The following is an 18885-nucleotide window of genomic DNA, read 5'->3' as shown; positions in this document are numbered from 1 at the left end:
ATTTATATGGGTTATTAAAAATTAAGTTCAGTAACCCTTTAGTAACCCAGCATCAAATCTTTTTCCTATTTATAGGAGTTATGTTACTTTCTTCTTTTTTATTATCTGTTGAAAACAAACTCGCACTAGCATAATTATTTAATGTCATGCCAATAATGAACGTTTTGTTTTTCGCGCCTTTTTCTTTTTTAAACCCACGTATTTCTAATTGACGATAAAAAGCACGGTTCTTTAAATCCAATTCATTATTTTGATAACACCACTTTGTATAATTTTCATATAGTAGCTTTGCTTCAATTTTCTCTGTAGGATGTACCGTACAATTTTCATCAATAAAAGGTGCCAATATGTCCATGTCCTCACGATATTCTGCAGTCGCTGCCTTCACAGCTTCAGGAGCACGCAACCCTTCGGCCTGCCACTTCATGCAGCCCTCAACAGCCCACCGCAAAACACCAGGCATTTCTTTTGCTAATTTATCTGGTAGATCATAATCAATCTTGTCTTTTGGGATTGTTACGGTAAATGGAATAAGCATAATCCTTCTCCAAATACCTTCATCCGAACCTTTTACAATCGGCTTATGGTTGGTAGTGAAGAATACTTTAAATTCAGGTGTAAACTCGAAATATTCCTGGCGTAAGAAACGAGCTGACATTTTCTCACCACCGGTGATTTGTTTCACCAGGGCTTCGGATAATTGTTGTCCTTCTTCACTCTCAACAGCCGATACAAAACGAGCTCCATCTAATCTGGCCACATCGTTATTGATTCCTGAATCATTTCTCTTTTTTAAGAAGGTGTCACTGTTTGTCTGTCTTCCATAATCACCGAGTAGATCCTGGATGATATTAATAAAAGTAGACTTACCATTACGGCCATTACCAAATAAGAAAAACATTACTTGCTCTTTTGTTACACCGGTTAATGAATAACCAATAGCTTTCTGCAGATAGTTAATTAATTCATGATCCGCTTCACCTGTAGGTGTTTTAAAAATACTTTCCAAGAAAGCTTTCCAGTTTGGACACTCAGCATCTTTGTCATAATTGATTGGAGAAATCTTTGTTAATAACAAGTCACGGTCATGTGGTAATAATTCACCAGTCTTTAAATCGATAACTCCGTTATCACAGTTAAATAAAAAGTTATGAGCATCTAATTCTTTCTTTTTCACTGATACCATCGGTCTTACATCCAATATGCTATTTATCCTAATTGACCGTCTTTCACACTTCTTAGCCCAATCATGCAGTAACTTTGATTGATATTTATCTTCTGTAGCCTTTGCTTCTCCATATATAGCTCTCAACGTTTTGGCCGTGATAGCTTCAATTTGTCTCTTACTATCCTCATGCCAATGCTTACCATTCCATATAAGCCATTCCAACTCGTTACAGTACCGAACATTTTCGCCATGATAATATGCGATACGTTCAGCATTTCCTAACTCAGTTAAATGAAACTTTGGCGCTTCATCGATAATTTCCTCAGTATCTTCAATTGAGTTATCAGAAATGTAAACTTCATACTTTTTCTCTTCAGACGGTTCATAATCAGCTATTGTGGAAGGAGTTGAAAGAATTGCTGTATCAATTGTCATTTGGCCATATGTACGGCCATCACTTGAATGTGGTTTATCCCACTTCTCACGAAGTAATGAAGACTCTCTAAACATTGAATCCATCTTTGCATCGTCTTTATCCGTCCAAAATGCTAAATGGTTACATAAAGCCATATCCGTTGAAGAATGATCACCGTTAATCAACATGCCCTGGAATAAATCTTTAATGGCTGCACCACTTTTACTATCAAACATTCGCTCCCATAATTCTGCATTCGATAAACTAGTAATATCTTCACGTTCAAATGAAGTGGCGCTTTGCTTCTTCTCTGGCTTTAGCTTTTCTTTCAAATACTTCTCAAATAAAACTTTTAATTCATCCGTCCTATCTTCCACAGGAACTTGATCTAAGCAATCACCAGTGAAAGTAAAATAACGACCATGCCTATATACTTCTAAACCAAGGTCAACGTTTTTCCGTCCTGTTCCTGGTCCTTTAAGTGGCAGCTTACCTTTTGCAATAATGTGGATGCCATCACCACTTGGGCTGTATTCTGTATAACTATTTACAGTTTCAATAACATCCTCAGCTAAACTTGTAAGAGCACCTTCCTGAATACAATGGTCAATATCTATTCCAATGAATGGATCATCCTTAGAAAACATAAATCCGATACCGTCATATCCACCTTTTTCATAGAAATTTATGATTGTCGGGAACGTTGACCAGCTCCGCTTATTATTTGATTGAGCCATTTCTCCATTGATTTGATAAGGAACTTTTGTTTTCTTACCGTTTCTTACTTCTGACCGCCATAAGATCCAATGAGGAGTGTTTTTAAGCTCTGTCGGTATTTGATTAAATTTATATCTCATTTGATTTTCTCCCTTTTGAAAAGGGAGCCCTTAGCAGCTCCCTCCTATTTGAATCTTGTTAATTAATTTTTAGAATGGAACATCCTCATCTGAAACTGTAAATCCAGTACTTGGAGCTGATGCTTCTGATTCTTTAAATCCTTTTACCTCAGGATACTTTTTACCGTTATATTCACGCTCGCCTACAATTACACGAAGATGTTTATTTAAAAGCGTATCTGCCCATTCTTTGTAAGAACCAAATTTCATCCCAGTTGGAAAAGCTGCAGCCTTAGAAATCGCTTGTAATCTCCACATTGATTTTTCAGTTACAACAAAGTTATCAAATAAGAGCTTTTGTCCTTGGAATTCTTGGTCCACATCACTGCGAATTTCATAATCTACAACAATCATGTTGTTTCCAGATTCAGCCTTTTTCAATTCATAATTAACAACCGTTACCTCGTATTCTCCTGGCTTAACTTGTTCAAATCCTTTTGCTTGTTCATGATCTACTGTAAACATTATTTATTCCTCCAATTTTTTAATATGGTATTACAGCAAGGATGTTGTGCGGATGGAATACTTGTCCATGACCTACAACTAAAATCCCTCTGTATTTTTCATAGCAATAAACATCAACTTTTTGCATGAATTGACCTGCTAATTTCTTTTGTATTTCAATGAGTTTCTCTTGTGTCATGCTTTTTCTCCAGCTTTACTAAAGGGCTGCAATCTCTCTAAAGCAACGCTTAAGAATTTCATATTGAAATCTTCTAGTTTTTGATTAGTCTTAAATTCAATTTCAGAAAGCATCTTCGTTGCATCATCACTCGTACTAACAATTTCTTTAATTTGAGCAATAAGTACATTCCTTTTATTTTCTTCTTCAGCTTTTACATCAACGCCCAACTCAAGCCATTGATACAGCTTACGACCTACTTCGACAGTAATCTTTTGTGGATGCCCTTCGAACATTTGCGTATTATCCTTTGAAGTATCAGCTACATGATCAATGTCGATAACGAAATTAAGCATGAACTCATATTCCATTTCATCCTTTTGCACCGGTTTAGTACCAACTTTACGTGGGGCCATTTTCCCTTTTGCATCAGGTTCTACTACATACTCAGTTTTAGTTCGCAAGGTTGCTAAAATATGAACATTGTTCTGGGTTAACGTTTTTATTAATTTAGTAGTTTCAGATGAAAGCTTGCCCCAGTTTTGAAATGAGTTACCAGACATTTCACCATGTGTTTCTATAATGCCACCTTCACCTTGCCAGTTATGTGACAAGGAATCGATGATAAGTACTTCAGCACCAGCATTCTTCATAACTCGCACCGCTTCGTTATATCTTTCAGTTGTGTACGGTGGAGTGAAATTAATATGAAGGAAATTCCCTATTTTCGTCTCCCCATACACAAGACCTACATGAAGTTTTGAGCGTTCATGCTCTGTATCGATAACTCCAATCTTCTTCCACAATTCTTTTTCTGATAAGTTAGGATATGCTTCCTGCATCATCCCGAAAGCTACAAGTAACGAACTACCCGTTTTACCAGAACCACTACAACCTATAAATCCAATTACAGCTTTCATCTTTTCGCGTTTTGCTTCTGTTACTTGGAACATGTTATTCCCTCCTTTTCATCTAACAAACCAAGGTTGTATGCAGCTTTCGCTGTTCTATGACCAACAAGATGACCTCCAACAGTATTTGCATAAGGTGATACCATCTTTTTAGATGGATCATAAAATCCTGTTTCTAATTCTCTTTTTGTAAATGGAGCATTATATCGTAATACTGATTGACTATTAAATCGAATCTTTGCCCCTTTACCACGTTTGGCCCAAGTGTAATATCTTCGTTTACCTTGTAGATAGATTTCTTTCCCTTCTCTATCTTTGTAATACCAATCTGATAGTTCTGGGCCTATTTCACTAGCTCCACATTCGTAACAATGATATGGACCACATTGCACCATTCCGACCCCTACATCTACCCAATCAGCTTCCATTTCTGATTTACAATAAGGACACTCTTTTGTTGGTGTATCATATGCTCCCACTTTTAAACCTCCACACTATAAGAAATAGATTCAGGTTTAACCGTTACCCCTGGGACAATTTGTCCATCCTCATCCACAATTACCTTTTCACCGCTGATTTCTTCAATCTTGAATTTCTTCTTCAAATCACCCCATTTAACTTCTGTTTTTAAACAATCATCAAGATGGTTTTCAATAGCGTATTGAAGTAATTTTTCTTTATCCTGCTGTTCCGGCGCCTCACCGCTCTTACGGGTTTTAGATTTACCGTATGGTGTAGAAATGGTTTTCTGTTTTGGATCTTCCGCAAGTTGTTCCGCATGGTAACGTTGAATATGAGTTTCAAAGAAGCTAATGCTATCGTGGATAGGCTTTAATTCTTTTTGCTCCCATTGTGTAATACGATCACGTTCAACATTTGCTAGTGTCGTAATTTCTTTTTCCTTTGCTTTAAGCGCTGAAATTTTACGAAATGCCCAATTCAAACCGTTAATATCCGTAACCTCAAATTGTTGCTCCGCATCTTGCAATTGGTCCACTTCTAATAATTCATTTTGTTGTAATGCATTCATCGATATTACCTCCAAAGATATTTTTTATTTTTTCTTCAGTGTGGATAGAATAATAAGTTATGCCGTTTCGCTTGAAGTTAGCTCGAAAAGGATAATCAGAACACTCACGTGTTACTACTTCCAAATCTCCTTTTTCGTTAAGAAGTTCTTCAAACAATTCATCAGTTACTTGCACTTCGTTTCCAAAGACATTCAAGATTCCATGATTTTCTGCTGAATTAATAGCTTGTATATATTCTTCAATCACTTTAATATCCATTACTGCCATTCCTCCCCTACAGTTTTTAGGGCAGCTATACATATTGCCATTGGTGCTGATTTATTTATCACATCTGATAAACATGTATTATTTAAATAATCATTAACAGTACACGCCCATAAATCAGGTTTTGTGGTTCCGATGATCTTAGGCATTAACCTAACTTTTTTACCGTTTATTTCTTTTAAACTTCTTAACTTTTCAACTACTAACCAAGCATCTTCAATATTTGTACTAAACTTAGGCAATTGTGGATGAACAGCACCTATTGGAGTTTCTACCCACATTGATTTAAGGATTGATGTTTCAGGTGGTTTAATCCATCCCATAACCTTTTCCGCGACTAATTCATCAATTGGTTTGTCGTTCATTAATAAAACGCTCCTTTACACGAAATCAATTCATGCTATAATGACCTCAACATTTGTTTTTATTAGACCGTCAGCCCCAACTGGCGGTTTCTTCTTTTATACAGCTCGAAAGCATTCAACATTTTGTTCCACAATTAAGTAATTCGTTAGATTCCCTTCAAGTACGGCATTCTGTCCGAACATAAAATACTTATCATCTTGCTTAATTTCACAACCATAGAAATCTTCAATTGGATGATCAGGTTCTTTAGTAGATTCCTTTCCACCAATGTCTTCCACAAATATTGCATCAATATTACTCACACTAATGTGGAATGGTATTGTCGGAGTTGCACCTGTATATTCAATTTTCGTTAATGAACCAAAGCCATTTGTAATTGTTTTAAATTGCTCTACTGTAAAAGTTGCTTTGGCACCTGATTTAAAAACTAATGTTACTTCCTTCAATTAACTCACCTTCCTTCAAGATGAAACCTTACGGTTAATTTCGTATATATTGCGCTTTGCTTCTAATTCCATAGCAAGTAGTAACGCTGGATTATTACGCATCTCAGCACATTGTTTACGTACTTGAGATGCTTTCATTAATTTACTTGCAGATAATACTCCATTCATTATTGGTCACCTTCCTTATCTATTTTTGTTTTCCGATATAAGTCAAATTAGTACACAACTTACCATCTTCTATTACTACTTCTCTTTCATAATTCGACAAAATTTCCTCGCGATTGATTTTTTCTACTTTTTCACCGTACCTCCAATATCCAGCACGAAGTAGAAACTCAGAATATCCTTGTGGAATCGGTAATTCATAACCATCTAAGGTTATTCTAGTCACCTCAATACCTTCTCTAATTATCATTTCTTCCACCTTCTACATTTGAAGAGTAACTCCACCCTCAACTCTACTTAAAGTAGAGTATGCATTAAAAAAAATTTGATCATAACTAATTTCTAGTAGATCACAAATTTTCTTTGCATTTCCTACAGTCACCTCGTCGGGATGATTTTCCATATTTCTATATGTTTGAACATGGACTTTTAAATGCTGCGCCATATCAGTTTGAGTAAACCCTTTTATTAATCGCGCTTGTTTAATAGTGAGAATCATCACTTTCACCTCATTTCTATTCGCTTGTAAACTCATAATAATCTACTAAAAGTAGAATGTCAACACCGAAAAAGCTCTTCAAATCTACCTTTATATTAAAATATCGAATTTAAAGTGGAATTTTTCCGACATTATATTGAATAAGTTCTACTTTTAGTTTAATATTATAAATATAAAGTTGACGGAGGTCACTAAAATGAGCATAGGAAAAAATATTAAAAAATTAAGGGATAAGCATAATCTTTCACAAAAGGAATTTGGCGAAATAGCCGGTGTTTCAGATAAGGCAGTATCAACTTGGGAAAAAGGGCTAAAAGAACCAAGAATGGGAGCACTTCAAAAAATAGCTGATCATTTCGGAATTTTAAAAAGTGACATCATCGAAGATAAAGATTCTAATGTTACTCATATCAGACCTAATCAGCCAAATATTAAAAATAACTGTAAGCCTGTACCTCTACTTGGAGCAATAGCTGCTGGAACTCCACTTGAAATGGTTGCTGTTGAAGAATGGATTAACGTTCCAGTAGAAATAACTGACTGTCACCCTCATGCCTTTTTATTAAGAGTAGTTGGCGATAGCATGAGTAAAGTAATACCACCAAATATGTTAGCGTTGATAGATCCTGATATTGAAATTAAAAATGGAGATATTGCTGCAGTTGCAGTTAATGGATACGATGCAACTCTAAAAAGATTTTATAAGTTCCAAGATGGAATTACTTTAGAACCCGAAAGTTATAATCCTGAATATAAAACACAATTTTATGATTCTAAAACACAAGAACACACTCCTGTTGTAGTAAAAGGAAAATTAGTTTGGTATATGGCACCTCTTAACGCTAAATTTTAAATGTAAAAGGTGATTATTTTGACTAAAGCAGCTATATATATTCGTGTTAGTACGCAGGACCAAATTGAAAACTATAGTATAGAGGTTCAAAGAGAAAGAATAAGAGCGTTTTGCAAAGCTAAAAATTGGGCCATCTATGATGAATATATAGATGGCGGTTATTCAGGTTCAAATTTAGACCGTCCTGGTATAAAAAAACTTATAACTGATTTAAAAAACATAGATGCAGTTGTTGTATTAAAATTGGATAGGTTATCTCGTTCTCAAAGAGATACATTAGAACTTATTGAAGAACATTTTTTGAAAAACAAGGTAGACTTTGTATCTATAACAGAAACATTAGATACTTCCACACCATTCGGTAAAGCAATGATTGGTATTCTATCTGTATTTGCTCAATTAGAACGTGAAACAATTGCAGAACGTATGAGAATGGGACATGTTAAACGAGCGGAAAACGGTTTAAGAGGTAACGGTGGAGACTATGATCCAGCTGGCTATACTAGGAAAGATGGACAATTAATAATAAAAAAAGACGAAGCTACTCATATTAAAAGGGCTTTTGATTTATATGAGCAATATTATTCAATTACTAAAGTGCAGGAAGTTTTAAAAGAGGAAGGCTATCCTATTTGGCGATTTCGGAGATATAGGGACATTCTTTCTAATACATTATATATAGGGCGTGTAACCTTTTCAGGAAAAGAATACGAAGGTCAACATGAACCTATAGTTACATCAGAACAGTTTAAGCGTGTACAGACGCTGTTGAAACGTCACAAGGGACATAATGCCCATAAAGCTAAGCAAAGCTTGTTATCAGGGTTAATAGCTTGTTCTTGTTGTGGAGAGAACTATGTAGCATACAGTACAGGTAAATCTAAGGATACTGAATCCAAAAGATATTATTATTACATTTGTAGAGCCAAGAGATTCCCAGCTGAATATGAAGAAAGATGTATGAATAAAACCTGGTCCAGAAAAAAACTAGAAGAAGTTGTTATTTCTGAATTAAAAAGTTTAACCGAAGAAAAAAAACAGACTAATAAAAAAGAGAAAAAAGTAAATTATGAAAAACTAATTAAAGATATAGATAAGAAAATGGAACGCTTGCTTGATTTATTTATGAATACTACAAACATCAGTAAAAATCTTTTAGAACAGCAAATGGAGAAACTGAATTTAGAAAAAGAAAAGCTCCTTCTTAAACAACAACGTTCTGAAGAAGAATCTATTTCTCATGAGGTAACCTTAACTGCTATAGATGATGCATTTGAAACGTTAGATTTTAAAGAAAAACAAGTTATGATCAACAACTTCATAGAAAAGATTTACATTAATCAAAATAACGTCAAAATCATTTGGCGTTTTTAAGTAATTATTTTATGTATTCATTTCCGGCTATTCATACAGCCCAAATAAAAAAGGATTCTTTTTGCCTGATAGCCTCTATAACTCCTTGCGCCGCCAAATCTTGTCCAGCAGACAACGTCCCGTTCCACTGTAACAAGTTTAAATTCTTTTCTCTCTTTCTTTCAGCAATCCCTCGAACAAGTACAGCACATTCACTTACCCTCCCCATCGTTATACACTTCCGGCAATATGTGCACACTTTACTGCACCTTTTACATAAAAACGACGCAAATAGCCGCCGATCTACATTTCCGCAGCGTTGGCACATATATTTAGAATTCTTCTTTTTTACACCTTGTACACATATGACCTCTCCCTTCTTTTTCAAATCATTTAATTCCCTCTGTAAATCTGAAGAAAGTTCTTCTAATAGTAACTGTTTCCCCGCTAGCATCAACAATCACCTCCAGCACTACTATAAACCTTTCTCATCATCTCGTAAAAACTCAAAAAAGCCGATAACCTACTTATAAAATAGTAAGCTATCGACTTTATACACTTGTTTTATTCTTTTATAAATCCTAGAATCGACCGTATCCTAAGAAATGTTTTTTGTTATACGAACTGTTAATATCACCGTACGCAATTCCTTTATCACTAGCATGGATCATTTGGCCATTACCAACGTAAATACCGATGTGAGATGGACCTGCTTTATAAGTACCTTGGAAGAATACTAAGTCTCCCGGTTGTGGGCTACTTACTTTAGAAACTGAGTTCCAGTAACCATTAACGTCTTGACGACCTACACCAAAAATGTAAGAAATGAATCCACTACAGTCAAAACCACCGTTTGATGGAGATGCACTTCCCCAAACATATGGTAAACCTAAGTAGCTTTGTGCTTTACCAATTACGCCACCCACATTTGGAGCTGGCTTTTTCTCTTCTTGTTTAGGTGCTTCTTTCTTAGGCTCTTCTTTTTTTGGTTCCTCTTTTTTAGGTTCTTCTTTTTTAGGCTCTTCTTTTTGAGATTGTCCACCATTGTTTGCTGGTGCAGCTTGTTCTGCAGGTGCTTGTGCTGGCTGAGCTTGCGCAGCTTTAGCAGCTTGCTCTGCTTGTTTTTGAGCAGCAGCTTCTTGTGCAGCTTTTGCTTGTGCTTCTTCTTCTGCAATGCGTTGTAATTGCAGTGCTTGTTTCTCAAGCTCTTTCAATTGACCTTCCGTACTTGTCATTGAAGTTACAACTGTATCCATTTTACCGCTTAAATCGTTTACCGCTGCTGCTTTTTTCTCTTTTTCAGCGTCAAGTTCTTTCTTAGCAGTTTCAATTTGAGCTTGTGCTTCTTTTAATTCTTTTTGTTTCTCTTTTACCGTTGCAACATCTTTTTTCACACTAGCTTGATCTTCTTGTTGTGTTTTCATAATATCTTCATCAGACTCAAGAATTTTAGAAACAGAAGTTAAACGATCAACTAAATCTGCAACGTTTTTAGAGTTTACAAGAACTTCTGTTACAACGTTCGTATTTGGTTGTTCTTGAAGTGCAACTAAACGCTTTCTTAATAGCTCTTCACGTTTTGCAATCTTTGTTTGTAATTCTGCAATATCTTTATTTTTCTTTTCAATTAATTGCTCAGTATCAGAAACTTTTTTCGTTGTTTCATCAAGCTTTGCAGCATTCTCTTGAACAGATTTATCTAAACCTTGAATTGTTTTGTTTAAGTCATTCATTTGTTTTTGTAATTCATCACGTTCTTGTTGTTGTTTATGTAAAGTGTCATTTTGTGTATTAATTTGTGATTTCACGTCAGAAATTTTATCTTCTGCAAATACATTTGGTGTTAGCCCAGAAAACATTAACCCTGCAACTAATGCGCAAGATGCCATTTTTAGCTTTTTCATTTTATTTTTTACACCGCTTTCTTTTTTCTTTTTCCGTATATAACCTATAAAATTTATACCATAATTCGGGATTTTTTTTGCTAATGTTACGTTTTTGTAAAACAAATGTAATATTATATGTATCTCTAGCGCAAAATTCGTATATTTTTGTATATTTTTGTATATATGTGTAGAAATTTATATACTTTTCTCACTTCTGTAAAAAAAGAAAAAACGTAAGGAATCCCTTACGTTTTATTAAATATACGAATACAAATGAAATGCTACTTCATCCATTTCTCAGCCCAGTTTTGGACCTCATCCATAACACTTTCTAACGCTTTTCCCTTGTCAGTTAAGCCATACTCGATTCGAACTGGTACTTCTGGATAGACATTACGAACTACAATGCCCTCGCTTTCCAATTCCTTCAAACGCTCTGACAACATACGATCGCTCATATTTGGGATAATATCTGCGATTTCTCTAAAACGTTTCGACTCTTCAAGCAAAGATTTAATAATTAAGCCAGTCCACTTCTTACTAAGCAGAGTAAAAGCTGACTCAAACTTTGGACATAAACAAGAATTATGCTCCATATGTTTCACCTCTCTTCTATTATAATATAGTTTCTTGTAAAAAGTAAGTTATAAAACTTTCCTCATTATTTTATTTTACGTACATTTTACCATTTCCAAATATTAACTTGTCAACTAAACGTAACATACCCGTAAAAAAACCCTCTTAAAAAGAGAGCTTTTTATATCTTTATTACTTCGTATACCATCCAAGACCTAATGCACCTTCACCTAAGTGCGTACCAATTACAGCTCCAAAATAACCTGTACGAATTGTGACGTGAGGATATTTTGCTTCTAATTCTTTCTTCCATTCATTCGCTTCTTCTTCACGTTGCGCATGAATGATAACTGCTTCCATAGGTACACCTTTACTTGCTTGCTCATCAAAAATTTCAATGATACGTTTTAATGCTTTTTTGCGTGTACGAATCTTTTCAAACGGAATAATGATTTTATCTCTAAAATATAAAACTGGCTTCACTTGTAACAGACTGCCGATGAAAGCTTGCGCGCTATTCAATCGACCACCACGCTGTAAATGATGTAAATCATCAACTACAAAATAGGCGTCCATCGTTTTCTTCATTTCATCAAAACGAGCGATAATCTCTTTTGGGTTCTTTCCTTCACTTACTAACTTTGCACCTTCACGCACATAAAATCCTTGTACTTCACAACTAATTTCAGAGTCATACGTGTATACATCAATACCCTCTACCATCTGTCCAGCTGTCGTTGATGTTTGATATGTACCACTAATTCCACTTGATAGGTGAATACTAATAACTGCATCATAATCTTTAGCTAGTTCTTCATATAGCTCAACAAACTTTCCGATTGCTGGTTGAGAAGTTTTTGGAAGTTCCTCTTGTTCACGTACTTTCACATAAAAATCATCTGCTGAAATTTCAGCTTCTTCTTGATAAGATTCTGTTCCAAACACAACGTTTAATGGAATCATATATATATTGAGTTCATCACGAATTTGCTTCGGTATATATGCCGTACTATCAGTAACAATAGCTATTTTCATTTTCGTACCTGCCTTATAAAAAGTTTTATTTCCTAATTTTACACGAAAACTACAAATGGTGCATCCATACATGAAAATGCCGGTTGAAATTATACCTACCATCTCGACAAATTACAACAAAAAGATAAAATACTCACCAAAAACTTCAGCATATTTAGAAAAAATGTTTGAATATAAAAAGGCTCGCTTTTAAAATGGAAAGTACTAGTCATTTTGATAGATAGGGGCGTACACAAGTGCTATTACAATATTTAACAATAAAAGACTACGGCGAACACGAAATCGTCATTCAAAAATCAAGATTTATTTGTTATATTAGCCGAGCAACGACTGAGGAAGAGGCTCAAGAATTTATACAAAAAATAAAAAAACAACATTGGAATGCAACACATAATTGTTCCGCTTATTTAATTGGCGAACAAGATCATATTCAAAAAGCAAATGATGACGGCGAGCCTAGCGGTACAGCTGGCGTACCAATGCTGGAAGTACTTAAAAAACGTGGACTAAAAGATACCGTTGTTGTTGTAACACGCTATTTTGGTGGCATTAAACTTGGTGCAGGTGGATTAATTCGTGCATATGGAAAGTGTACAAGCGAAGGCATTAATCATGTCGGTGTTGTCCAGCGAAAACTAATGCGTGTGATGCAAACCGAGATTGATTACACATTACTTGGCAAAGTGGAAAATGAATTACGCAATTCAAAATATGCCATTAAAGATATTCATTATCTAGAAAATGTCACATTTGATACGTATGTAGAAGAAGACGGCAAACAAGCATTTACAGATTGGATGATTGAATTAACAAACGGGAAATGTACAATTACAGAAGGAGATATGTTGTACTTAGAACAAGATGTTATCTAAGCATAACCCATTTATCACCTTCAAAGATTAATGTAGTGAATTACTTCCCTACAAATGAACTAACGAACTAAGGAGATTATATATGGAAGAACGTTATTATCATCTCCAAAATAGCAGAATAAAAAAGAAGCGAAGAAGGAAACTTTTCTTCTTCCTTATTTTCGCATTTTTATTTGGCAGCATAGGAGTTTATGTGTTAAATTCTTACTCTTCTCTTATGGGGATATATAGTGGTTTTACTCGTGAAAAATCAGATTTAAGAGACAAAGATGTAGAAATTACAAAAGAACCTTTTACAATTCTCATTATGGGTATAGAAGATTATGCGACAGACGGTCAAAATGGTCGTACAGACTCATTAATGTTTGCAACAGTCAATCCAAAAACGCAAAAGATTTCACTTATGAGTATTCCTCGTGATTCTCGAGTTAAAATTTTTGGCAAAAATAAGGAAGACAAAATTAACGCTGCCCATGCTTACGGCGGAGAAGAAATGGCAATCAAAACTGTCGAAGGCTTTCTAAAAGTTCCTGTAGACCATTATCTTAAAATTGATTTCCAAGGCTTTAAAGGTATCGTTGATGCTGTTGGCGGCGTTACCGTTGACGTACCCTTCGATTTCTGGGAGCGCTCTGACGTGGATTACTACAAAAAAATTCAATTTAAGCAAGGACAGCAAAATTTAAACGGTGAAGAAGCACTTGCCTACGTCCGTATGCGAAAGCAAGATCCAAATGGCGATTATGGTCGAGCTGCTAGACAAAGACAATTACTAGCCGCTGTTGCTCATAAACTAAACTCCACCTCTACTGTATTTAAAATTAAAGATTTAACAGCTGTCGTTGGAAAATATATAAAAACCGACATTCCTATTTCAGACGGACTCGCTCTTTACAATAAAATTTCTGGATTTGATCCTTCTACAATGCAAACGTTAAAGCTTGAGGGCGAAGACAAAAAAATAGGCGGTATTTATTACTTCCTTCCAGATCCAATCAGTGTAGAAACGGTGCGTAACGAAATTGAAAAAGAATTAGGAGAAAAAACAAAAAATCCAGCTACAAAAAACAACTCAAATCCTGATTCAAATTCAAGTTCTAACTCTAACGAACAAACAAAAAAAGAAACAAACCAAAATAAAACACCAACTGATTCGCCACCTTCTACAAATGCTCATGCAGAGTGGATTATGCGCAATCAGCCGTAAAAAAAGGCCCAATCTATCCGATTGGGCCCTTTTTATTTACTTATTAAAGTGTTGTAAAATTGCTTCTACAATACGCTCTGATGCACGACCATCACCGTAAGGGTTAGATGCTTTCGCCATCTTATCATGAGCTTCTTTATCTGATAACAACTCATCAGCAAGACCAAAGATTGTCTCTTCGTCTGTTCCTGCTAATTTCAGCGTACCTGCTTCAATACCTTCAGGGCGCTCTGTTGTATCACGAAGAACAAGAACTGGTACCCCAAGTGATGGAGCTTCTTCTTGTACACCACCAGAATCCGTTAACATTAAGTATGAACGAGCTGCAACATTGTGGAAATCAATTACATCTAGCGGCTCAATTAAATGAATACGGTTATGTTCACCTAAAATTTCATTTGCTATTTCACGAACAACAGGGTTCATATGAACAGGGTACACAACTTGTACATCTTCATGCTTATCTACAAGACGCTTAATTGCACGGAACATATTACGCATCGGTTCACCTAAGTTTTCACGACGGTGAGCTGTCATAAGTACAAGACGATCATTTCCAAGTTTCTCTAGTACAGGATGACTATATGTTTCTTTTACAGTCGTTTGTAGCGCGTCAATCGCTGTATTTCCTGTAATGAAAATACGTGACTCATCTTTATTTTCCTTCTGTAAGTTCGTTGCTGATTTTGCTGTTGGTGAGAAATGAAGATCCGCCATTACACCTGTTAATTGACGATTCATCTCTTCTGGATATGGAGAATACTTATCCCACGTACGAAGGCCCGCCTCAACATGACCTACTGGAATTTGATTATAAAAAGCAGCTAAGCTTGCAATAAATGTTGTTGTTGTATCACCATGTACAAGTACAATATCCGGCTTCGCTTCTTTCATTACTTTATCCAAACCTTCTAAACCACGCGTTGTAACATCAATTAAAGTTTGGCGGTCTTTCATGATATTTAAATCGAAATCTGGCGTAATTCCAAAGATACTTAATACTTGATCTAACATTTGGCGATGCTGTGCTGTTACAGTCACAATCGATTCAATTTTTTCTGGGTGTTTTTGCAACTCTAATACAAGAGGTGCCATTTTAATTGCTTCTGGACGTGTCCCGAAAATTGTCATTACTTTTAAACGTTCAGTCATGTGATTGCCTCTTTTCTTTCACTAATTACAGCTTCTATTATGACATATAAAAATATGCATGAGTACATCCCTTTTTAACGCATAATAGAAACATGTCTATTACAAATACTTTTTCTTCCCACCGAGTAATAATCTATCTTTTGTTTCTTAACATCTTCATCAGTATAACAATTTCTCCCATCAAATAAAATAGGCTCCCTCATAAGTTGTACGTACTTTTCTAACGGATAAGTTTGAATATCTTCCCATTCTGTTACGATAAAAACCGCACTCGCATCTCTAATCGATTCATCTATACATCTACTATATTGTATAGCATCTCCAAATATATTTTTTACATATTGAATTGCTTTTGGGTCGTAAAGAACAATTTCTGCACCTATATTAAGTAATGCTTCTATTATAATAAGAGATGATGCCTCTCTAATATCATCCGTATTCGGTTTAAAAGATGCGCCAAGAACTGCAATCCGCTTTTTACTCATGTTCATAACTTTTTTCGCTTTTTCAATCAATAGCAGCTGTTGCTTATTATTTACTTCAATAACCGCTTTTAACAAACGAAAATCATGAGCAACATTTCCCGCAATTTGCACCAGCGCTTTCGTATCTTTCGGAAAACACGACCCTCCGTAGCCAATGCCCGCATTTAAAAAAGATGCACCAATTCTCTTATCCATTCCCATCCCTTTGGCAACATCCAATACATTCGCGCCTACCTTCTCACATATATTTGAAATTTCATTAATGAAACTAATCTTTGTAGCTAAAAAGGCATTCGACGCGTATTTAATCATCTCTGCACTTTTAATATCTGTAACATACGTTTCTAAACATAATTCACTATACAAACTCTCTACTCTTCTTGCTACTTCCTCGCTATCCGCTCCAATTACAATACGATCTCCATGAAAGAAATCATAAATACCTGAACCTTCACGCAAAAACTCTGGATTCGATACGATATGTACTGTATGCCTCCCTTTTAACTTCTCCTCAATCCATCCCTTCATTACATCATTTGTACCTACTGGAACTGTACTTTTCGTAACAACAATAATATCGTTCGTCGCATATAATCCAATATCGTTACAAGCACTCTGAATATACGTTAAATCTGCCGTCCCATCTAATAAAGGTGGTGTTCCAACTGCAATAAATATAAACTCTACATCATCAAATGCCTCTTCTTTATTTGATGTAAAAGTTAAAGCATTATTCTCATATGCATAATTTATTAATTCATGTAATCTAACCTCATAAATAGGTAAATCCCCTTGTTTTATCCGTTCAATTTTTTCATTATCCATATCAAAACATGTAACTGAATGCCCTAATTTTGCCAATCCTACTCCTGTAATCAACCCAACATATCCAGTACCTACTATCGTAATTTTCATTTCCTTTTCGCACAGGAATTTACAATAGAAAAGATATGAAATATAGAACTCTCCCTGCGCTTCCCCCTCTCACGTTAAAAATGAGAAAACCCTTTTCCTTTTTCATTATATGAATTACTTCTCTTATTTTTTTTAAAGTTTTTGTAAAATTAAATGCACTATAAAGTAAAACTTAATCAGTAAAAATGAGGCTGCCAGTTCACGCGTAATAAATTCCCACATTTTAACACGAGACTTACTCATTTCTACGTGCAACACTTATAATACTGAAATAAAAGTATTCACTATCGAAGAAAAAGAGAAAATGTCACATTCCGAAGTCCAGTACGATTAACCTTCTTATATGATTCAACATTCTATATACAATTGTCATATATTTTATTCGCTTCCATTAACCGTAAAACGAAAAAAAGATTGAATTCTAATCTTTTTGTGATACCATATGTTATGAGCCTGTAAACAAACATCATAATTTTCAGATAAATATATTTTCAAAAAAAAAATTACGTTAGACTATAAAGGGTGGGGTATTAATGGACTCACAAGTGATTTATGCCATTTTGGCATCTTTCATCACTGTACTTGTCGTTACTCCTTTAGTTATTAAATTAGCTTTTAAAATAGGAGCGACAGATAAGCCAAACGCACGTAAAGTGCACCAAAAGATTATGCCACGTCTTGGCGGGTTAGCAATATTTATTGGTGTAGCTGTAGGATTTGTTGTCGGTGGCTTATATGAGCAAAGAATGTTATCGATAACGCTAGGTGCAATTATCATTGTAATCATCGGAATTTTAGATGATATGTACGAGTTATCTGCGAGAGTAAAATTCGGTGGACAACTGTTAGTTGCCATTATGATTGTAAAAAGTGGATTATTAGTGCAAGTATTATATATCCCATTCATTGGGGATACTGAACTTGGATGGCTTGCTTATCCAATTACAGTATTTTGGCTTGTAGGTATTACGAATGCAATCAACTTAATTGACGGCTTAGATGGATTATCTGCTGGGATTTCATCTATAGTACTTGCAACGCTAGCATATATGGCCTTCACTAGCCCATGGGGTACTGGAACAGCTATTATCTTGCCACTTGCATTAATTATATTAGCAAGTACAATTGGATTTTTATTCTACAACTTCCATCCAGCAAAAATTTTCATGGGAGATACAGGAGCACTATTTTTAGGATACTGTATTTCTGTTATATCGTTACTTGGATTATACAAAAGTGTAACGTTATTCAGTTTTATCGTTCCAATTATCATTTTAGGTGTACCTATATTTGATACGATATTTGCAATCATCCGTCGTATCGTAAATAAAAAACCTATTTCAGCACCAGATAAATCGCATTTACATCACCGCTTACTTGCAATGGGATTCTCTCATCGCAAAACGGTACTAATTATATACGCATTCGGTATTTTCTTTAGTGTAAATGCCATTATTTTTACTACTGCAACGTTATGGTTATCCATTATTCTTCTTTTCGCTTTGATTTTCTTCACAGAAATCATCGCTGAAATAATCGGGCTTGTACATGAACGCTACAAACCAATCATTTCCTTTTATAAAAAAGTGAAAAAACGCGAAGACTAATTGTAGTATAGCCTTTTCAATTATGAAATATTCAAATAGTATCCTCTTTCTTATAAGAGGATGCTATTTTTTATTCTCATTTTATATTTCCAAAATATAGATTGTTTGAGAGTTCCTCTATTGGAGAAAGATATACATAATAAGAAAAGTATCAAGTTTTC

General features: G+C 35.0%; 22 protein-coding genes and 1 pseudogene. 5 read left to right on the top strand and 18 right to left on the bottom strand.

The window, feature by feature from the left end:
• Positions 1 to 52: 52 nt before the first annotated feature.
• The 12 genes from ACTFSL_RS20920 to ACTFSL_RS20865 form a co-directional block, all read right to left on the bottom strand.
• Positions 53 to 2440, bottom strand: coding sequence for a phage/plasmid primase, P4 family (locus ACTFSL_RS20920; RefSeq protein ID WP_440042323.1), 2388 nt, complete (start codon positions 2438 to 2440; stop codon positions 53 to 55).
• Between the two features lie 69 nt (positions 2441 to 2509).
• Positions 2510 to 2944, bottom strand: coding sequence for a DUF669 domain-containing protein (locus ACTFSL_RS20915; RefSeq protein ID WP_440042321.1), 435 nt, complete (start codon positions 2942 to 2944; stop codon positions 2510 to 2512).
• A gap of 19 nt (positions 2945 to 2963) precedes the next feature.
• Complete coding sequence (locus ACTFSL_RS20910; RefSeq protein WP_440042320.1) at positions 2964 to 3122, bottom strand: hypothetical protein; 159 nt, start codon at positions 3120 to 3122, stop codon at positions 2964 to 2966.
• The gene (locus ACTFSL_RS20905) at positions 3119 to 4054 is read right to left on the bottom strand and encodes an AAA family ATPase (RefSeq protein WP_440042319.1); all 936 of its coding nucleotides are present in this window, start codon (positions 4052 to 4054) and stop codon (positions 3119 to 3121) included. Before ACTFSL_RS20905 ends, ACTFSL_RS20910 begins: the two co-directional genes overlap by 4 nt.
• Positions 4042 to 4491, bottom strand: a complete 450-nt coding sequence (locus ACTFSL_RS20900; protein ID WP_440042318.1) for a hypothetical protein — start codon at positions 4489 to 4491, stop codon at positions 4042 to 4044. The genes ACTFSL_RS20905 and ACTFSL_RS20900 overlap by 13 nt, the downstream gene beginning before the upstream one ends.
• Before the next feature lie 2 nt (positions 4492 to 4493).
• The gene (locus ACTFSL_RS20895) at positions 4494 to 5042 is read right to left on the bottom strand and encodes a host-nuclease inhibitor Gam family protein (RefSeq protein WP_440042317.1); all 549 of its coding nucleotides are present in this window, start codon (positions 5040 to 5042) and stop codon (positions 4494 to 4496) included.
• Positions 5020 to 5301, bottom strand: coding sequence for a hypothetical protein (locus tag ACTFSL_RS20890; protein ID WP_440042316.1), 282 nt, complete (start codon positions 5299 to 5301; stop codon positions 5020 to 5022). Before ACTFSL_RS20890 ends, ACTFSL_RS20895 begins: the two co-directional genes overlap by 23 nt.
• Complete coding sequence (locus ACTFSL_RS20885; RefSeq protein WP_098584648.1) at positions 5301 to 5672, bottom strand: BC1872 family protein; 372 nt, start codon at positions 5670 to 5672, stop codon at positions 5301 to 5303. The genes ACTFSL_RS20890 and ACTFSL_RS20885 overlap by 1 nt, the downstream gene beginning before the upstream one ends.
• 96 nt (positions 5673 to 5768) lie before the next feature.
• Positions 5769 to 6119 (bottom strand): YqaI family protein, encoded by a 351-nt coding sequence (locus tag ACTFSL_RS20880; protein WP_440042315.1) that lies wholly within the window; start codon positions 6117 to 6119, stop codon positions 5769 to 5771.
• Positions 6120 to 6134: 15 nt separating this feature from the next.
• Positions 6135 to 6287, bottom strand: coding sequence for a hypothetical protein (locus ACTFSL_RS20875; RefSeq protein WP_440042314.1), 153 nt, complete (start codon positions 6285 to 6287; stop codon positions 6135 to 6137).
• 19 nt (positions 6288 to 6306) lie between these two features.
• Entirely contained in the window at positions 6307 to 6534 is a 228-nt protein-coding gene (locus ACTFSL_RS20870; RefSeq protein WP_440042313.1) for a hypothetical protein, read from the bottom strand.
• A 12-nt stretch (positions 6535 to 6546) separates the two neighbouring features.
• On the bottom strand, positions 6547 to 6783 hold the full coding sequence (locus ACTFSL_RS20865) for a helix-turn-helix transcriptional regulator (protein ID WP_440042312.1): 237 nt from the start codon (positions 6781 to 6783) through the stop codon (positions 6547 to 6549).
• Positions 6784 to 6979: 196 nt separating this feature from the next.
• On the opposite strand from ACTFSL_RS20865, the gene ACTFSL_RS20860 reads away from it, so the two are divergent.
• Together ACTFSL_RS20860 and ACTFSL_RS20855 are read left to right on the top strand one after the other, a co-directional pair.
• Positions 6980 to 7636, top strand: a complete 657-nt coding sequence (locus ACTFSL_RS20860) for a LexA family protein (protein ID WP_440042311.1) — start codon at positions 6980 to 6982, stop codon at positions 7634 to 7636.
• An 18-nt stretch (positions 7637 to 7654) separates the two neighbouring features.
• Positions 7655 to 9010, top strand: coding sequence for a recombinase family protein (locus ACTFSL_RS20855; RefSeq protein ID WP_440042310.1), 1356 nt, complete (start codon positions 7655 to 7657; stop codon positions 9008 to 9010).
• Between the two features lie 34 nt (positions 9011 to 9044).
• Here the strand turns inward: ACTFSL_RS20855 and ACTFSL_RS20850 are convergent.
• The 4 genes and pseudogenes from ACTFSL_RS20850 to ACTFSL_RS20835 all read right to left on the bottom strand — a co-directional run.
• Positions 9045 to 9443: pseudogene (locus tag ACTFSL_RS20850) on the bottom strand (DNA/RNA helicase); the annotation flags it as partial.
• A gap of 127 nt (positions 9444 to 9570) precedes the next feature.
• Positions 9571 to 10998, bottom strand: a complete 1428-nt coding sequence (locus ACTFSL_RS20845; protein ID WP_440042309.1) for a C40 family peptidase — start codon at positions 10996 to 10998, stop codon at positions 9571 to 9573.
• A gap of 158 nt (positions 10999 to 11156) precedes the next feature.
• On the bottom strand, positions 11157 to 11471 hold the full coding sequence (locus ACTFSL_RS20840; protein ID WP_000400857.1) for a winged helix-turn-helix transcriptional regulator: 315 nt from the start codon (positions 11469 to 11471) through the stop codon (positions 11157 to 11159).
• 172 nt (positions 11472 to 11643) lie between these two features.
• Positions 11644 to 12486, bottom strand: a complete 843-nt coding sequence (locus tag ACTFSL_RS20835; RefSeq protein ID WP_025921785.1) for a DegV family protein — start codon at positions 12484 to 12486, stop codon at positions 11644 to 11646.
• Positions 12487 to 12722: 236 nt separating this feature from the next.
• On the opposite strand from ACTFSL_RS20835, the gene ACTFSL_RS20830 reads away from it, so the two are divergent.
• Together ACTFSL_RS20830 and ACTFSL_RS20825 are read left to right on the top strand one after the other, a co-directional pair.
• Positions 12723 to 13358 (top strand): YigZ family protein, encoded by a 636-nt coding sequence (locus tag ACTFSL_RS20830; RefSeq protein WP_000926669.1) that lies wholly within the window; start codon positions 12723 to 12725, stop codon positions 13356 to 13358.
• 82 nt (positions 13359 to 13440) lie between these two features.
• On the top strand, positions 13441 to 14565 hold the full coding sequence (locus ACTFSL_RS20825) for an LCP family protein (protein ID WP_440042308.1): 1125 nt from the start codon (positions 13441 to 13443) through the stop codon (positions 14563 to 14565).
• 36 nt (positions 14566 to 14601) lie between these two features.
• On the opposite strand, the gene wecB is transcribed toward ACTFSL_RS20825, so the two are convergent.
• Together wecB and ACTFSL_RS20815 are read right to left on the bottom strand one after the other, a co-directional pair.
• Positions 14602 to 15717, bottom strand: coding sequence for a non-hydrolyzing UDP-N-acetylglucosamine 2-epimerase (wecB, locus tag ACTFSL_RS20820; RefSeq protein ID WP_000140145.1), 1116 nt, complete (start codon positions 15715 to 15717; stop codon positions 14602 to 14604).
• Between the two features lie 74 nt (positions 15718 to 15791).
• Positions 15792 to 17117, bottom strand: coding sequence for a UDP-glucose dehydrogenase family protein (locus ACTFSL_RS20815; RefSeq protein WP_440042307.1), 1326 nt, complete (start codon positions 17115 to 17117; stop codon positions 15792 to 15794).
• A 533-nt stretch (positions 17118 to 17650) separates the two neighbouring features.
• Here ACTFSL_RS20815 and ACTFSL_RS20810 point away from each other — a divergent pair.
• Complete coding sequence (locus ACTFSL_RS20810; RefSeq protein WP_000378318.1) at positions 17651 to 18724, top strand: glycosyltransferase family 4 protein; 1074 nt, start codon at positions 17651 to 17653, stop codon at positions 18722 to 18724.
• Positions 18725 to 18885 lie beyond the last annotated feature (161 nt).

The sequence above is a fragment of the Bacillus cereus group sp. MYBK108-1 genome (assembly GCF_051917185.1).
Taxonomy (GTDB): Bacteria; Bacillota; Bacilli; order Bacillales; family Bacillaceae_G; genus Bacillus_A; species Bacillus_A cereus.
The sequence above is the reverse complement of the archived record's forward strand: the minus strand, read 5'-3'. Positions and strand labels throughout refer to the sequence as shown.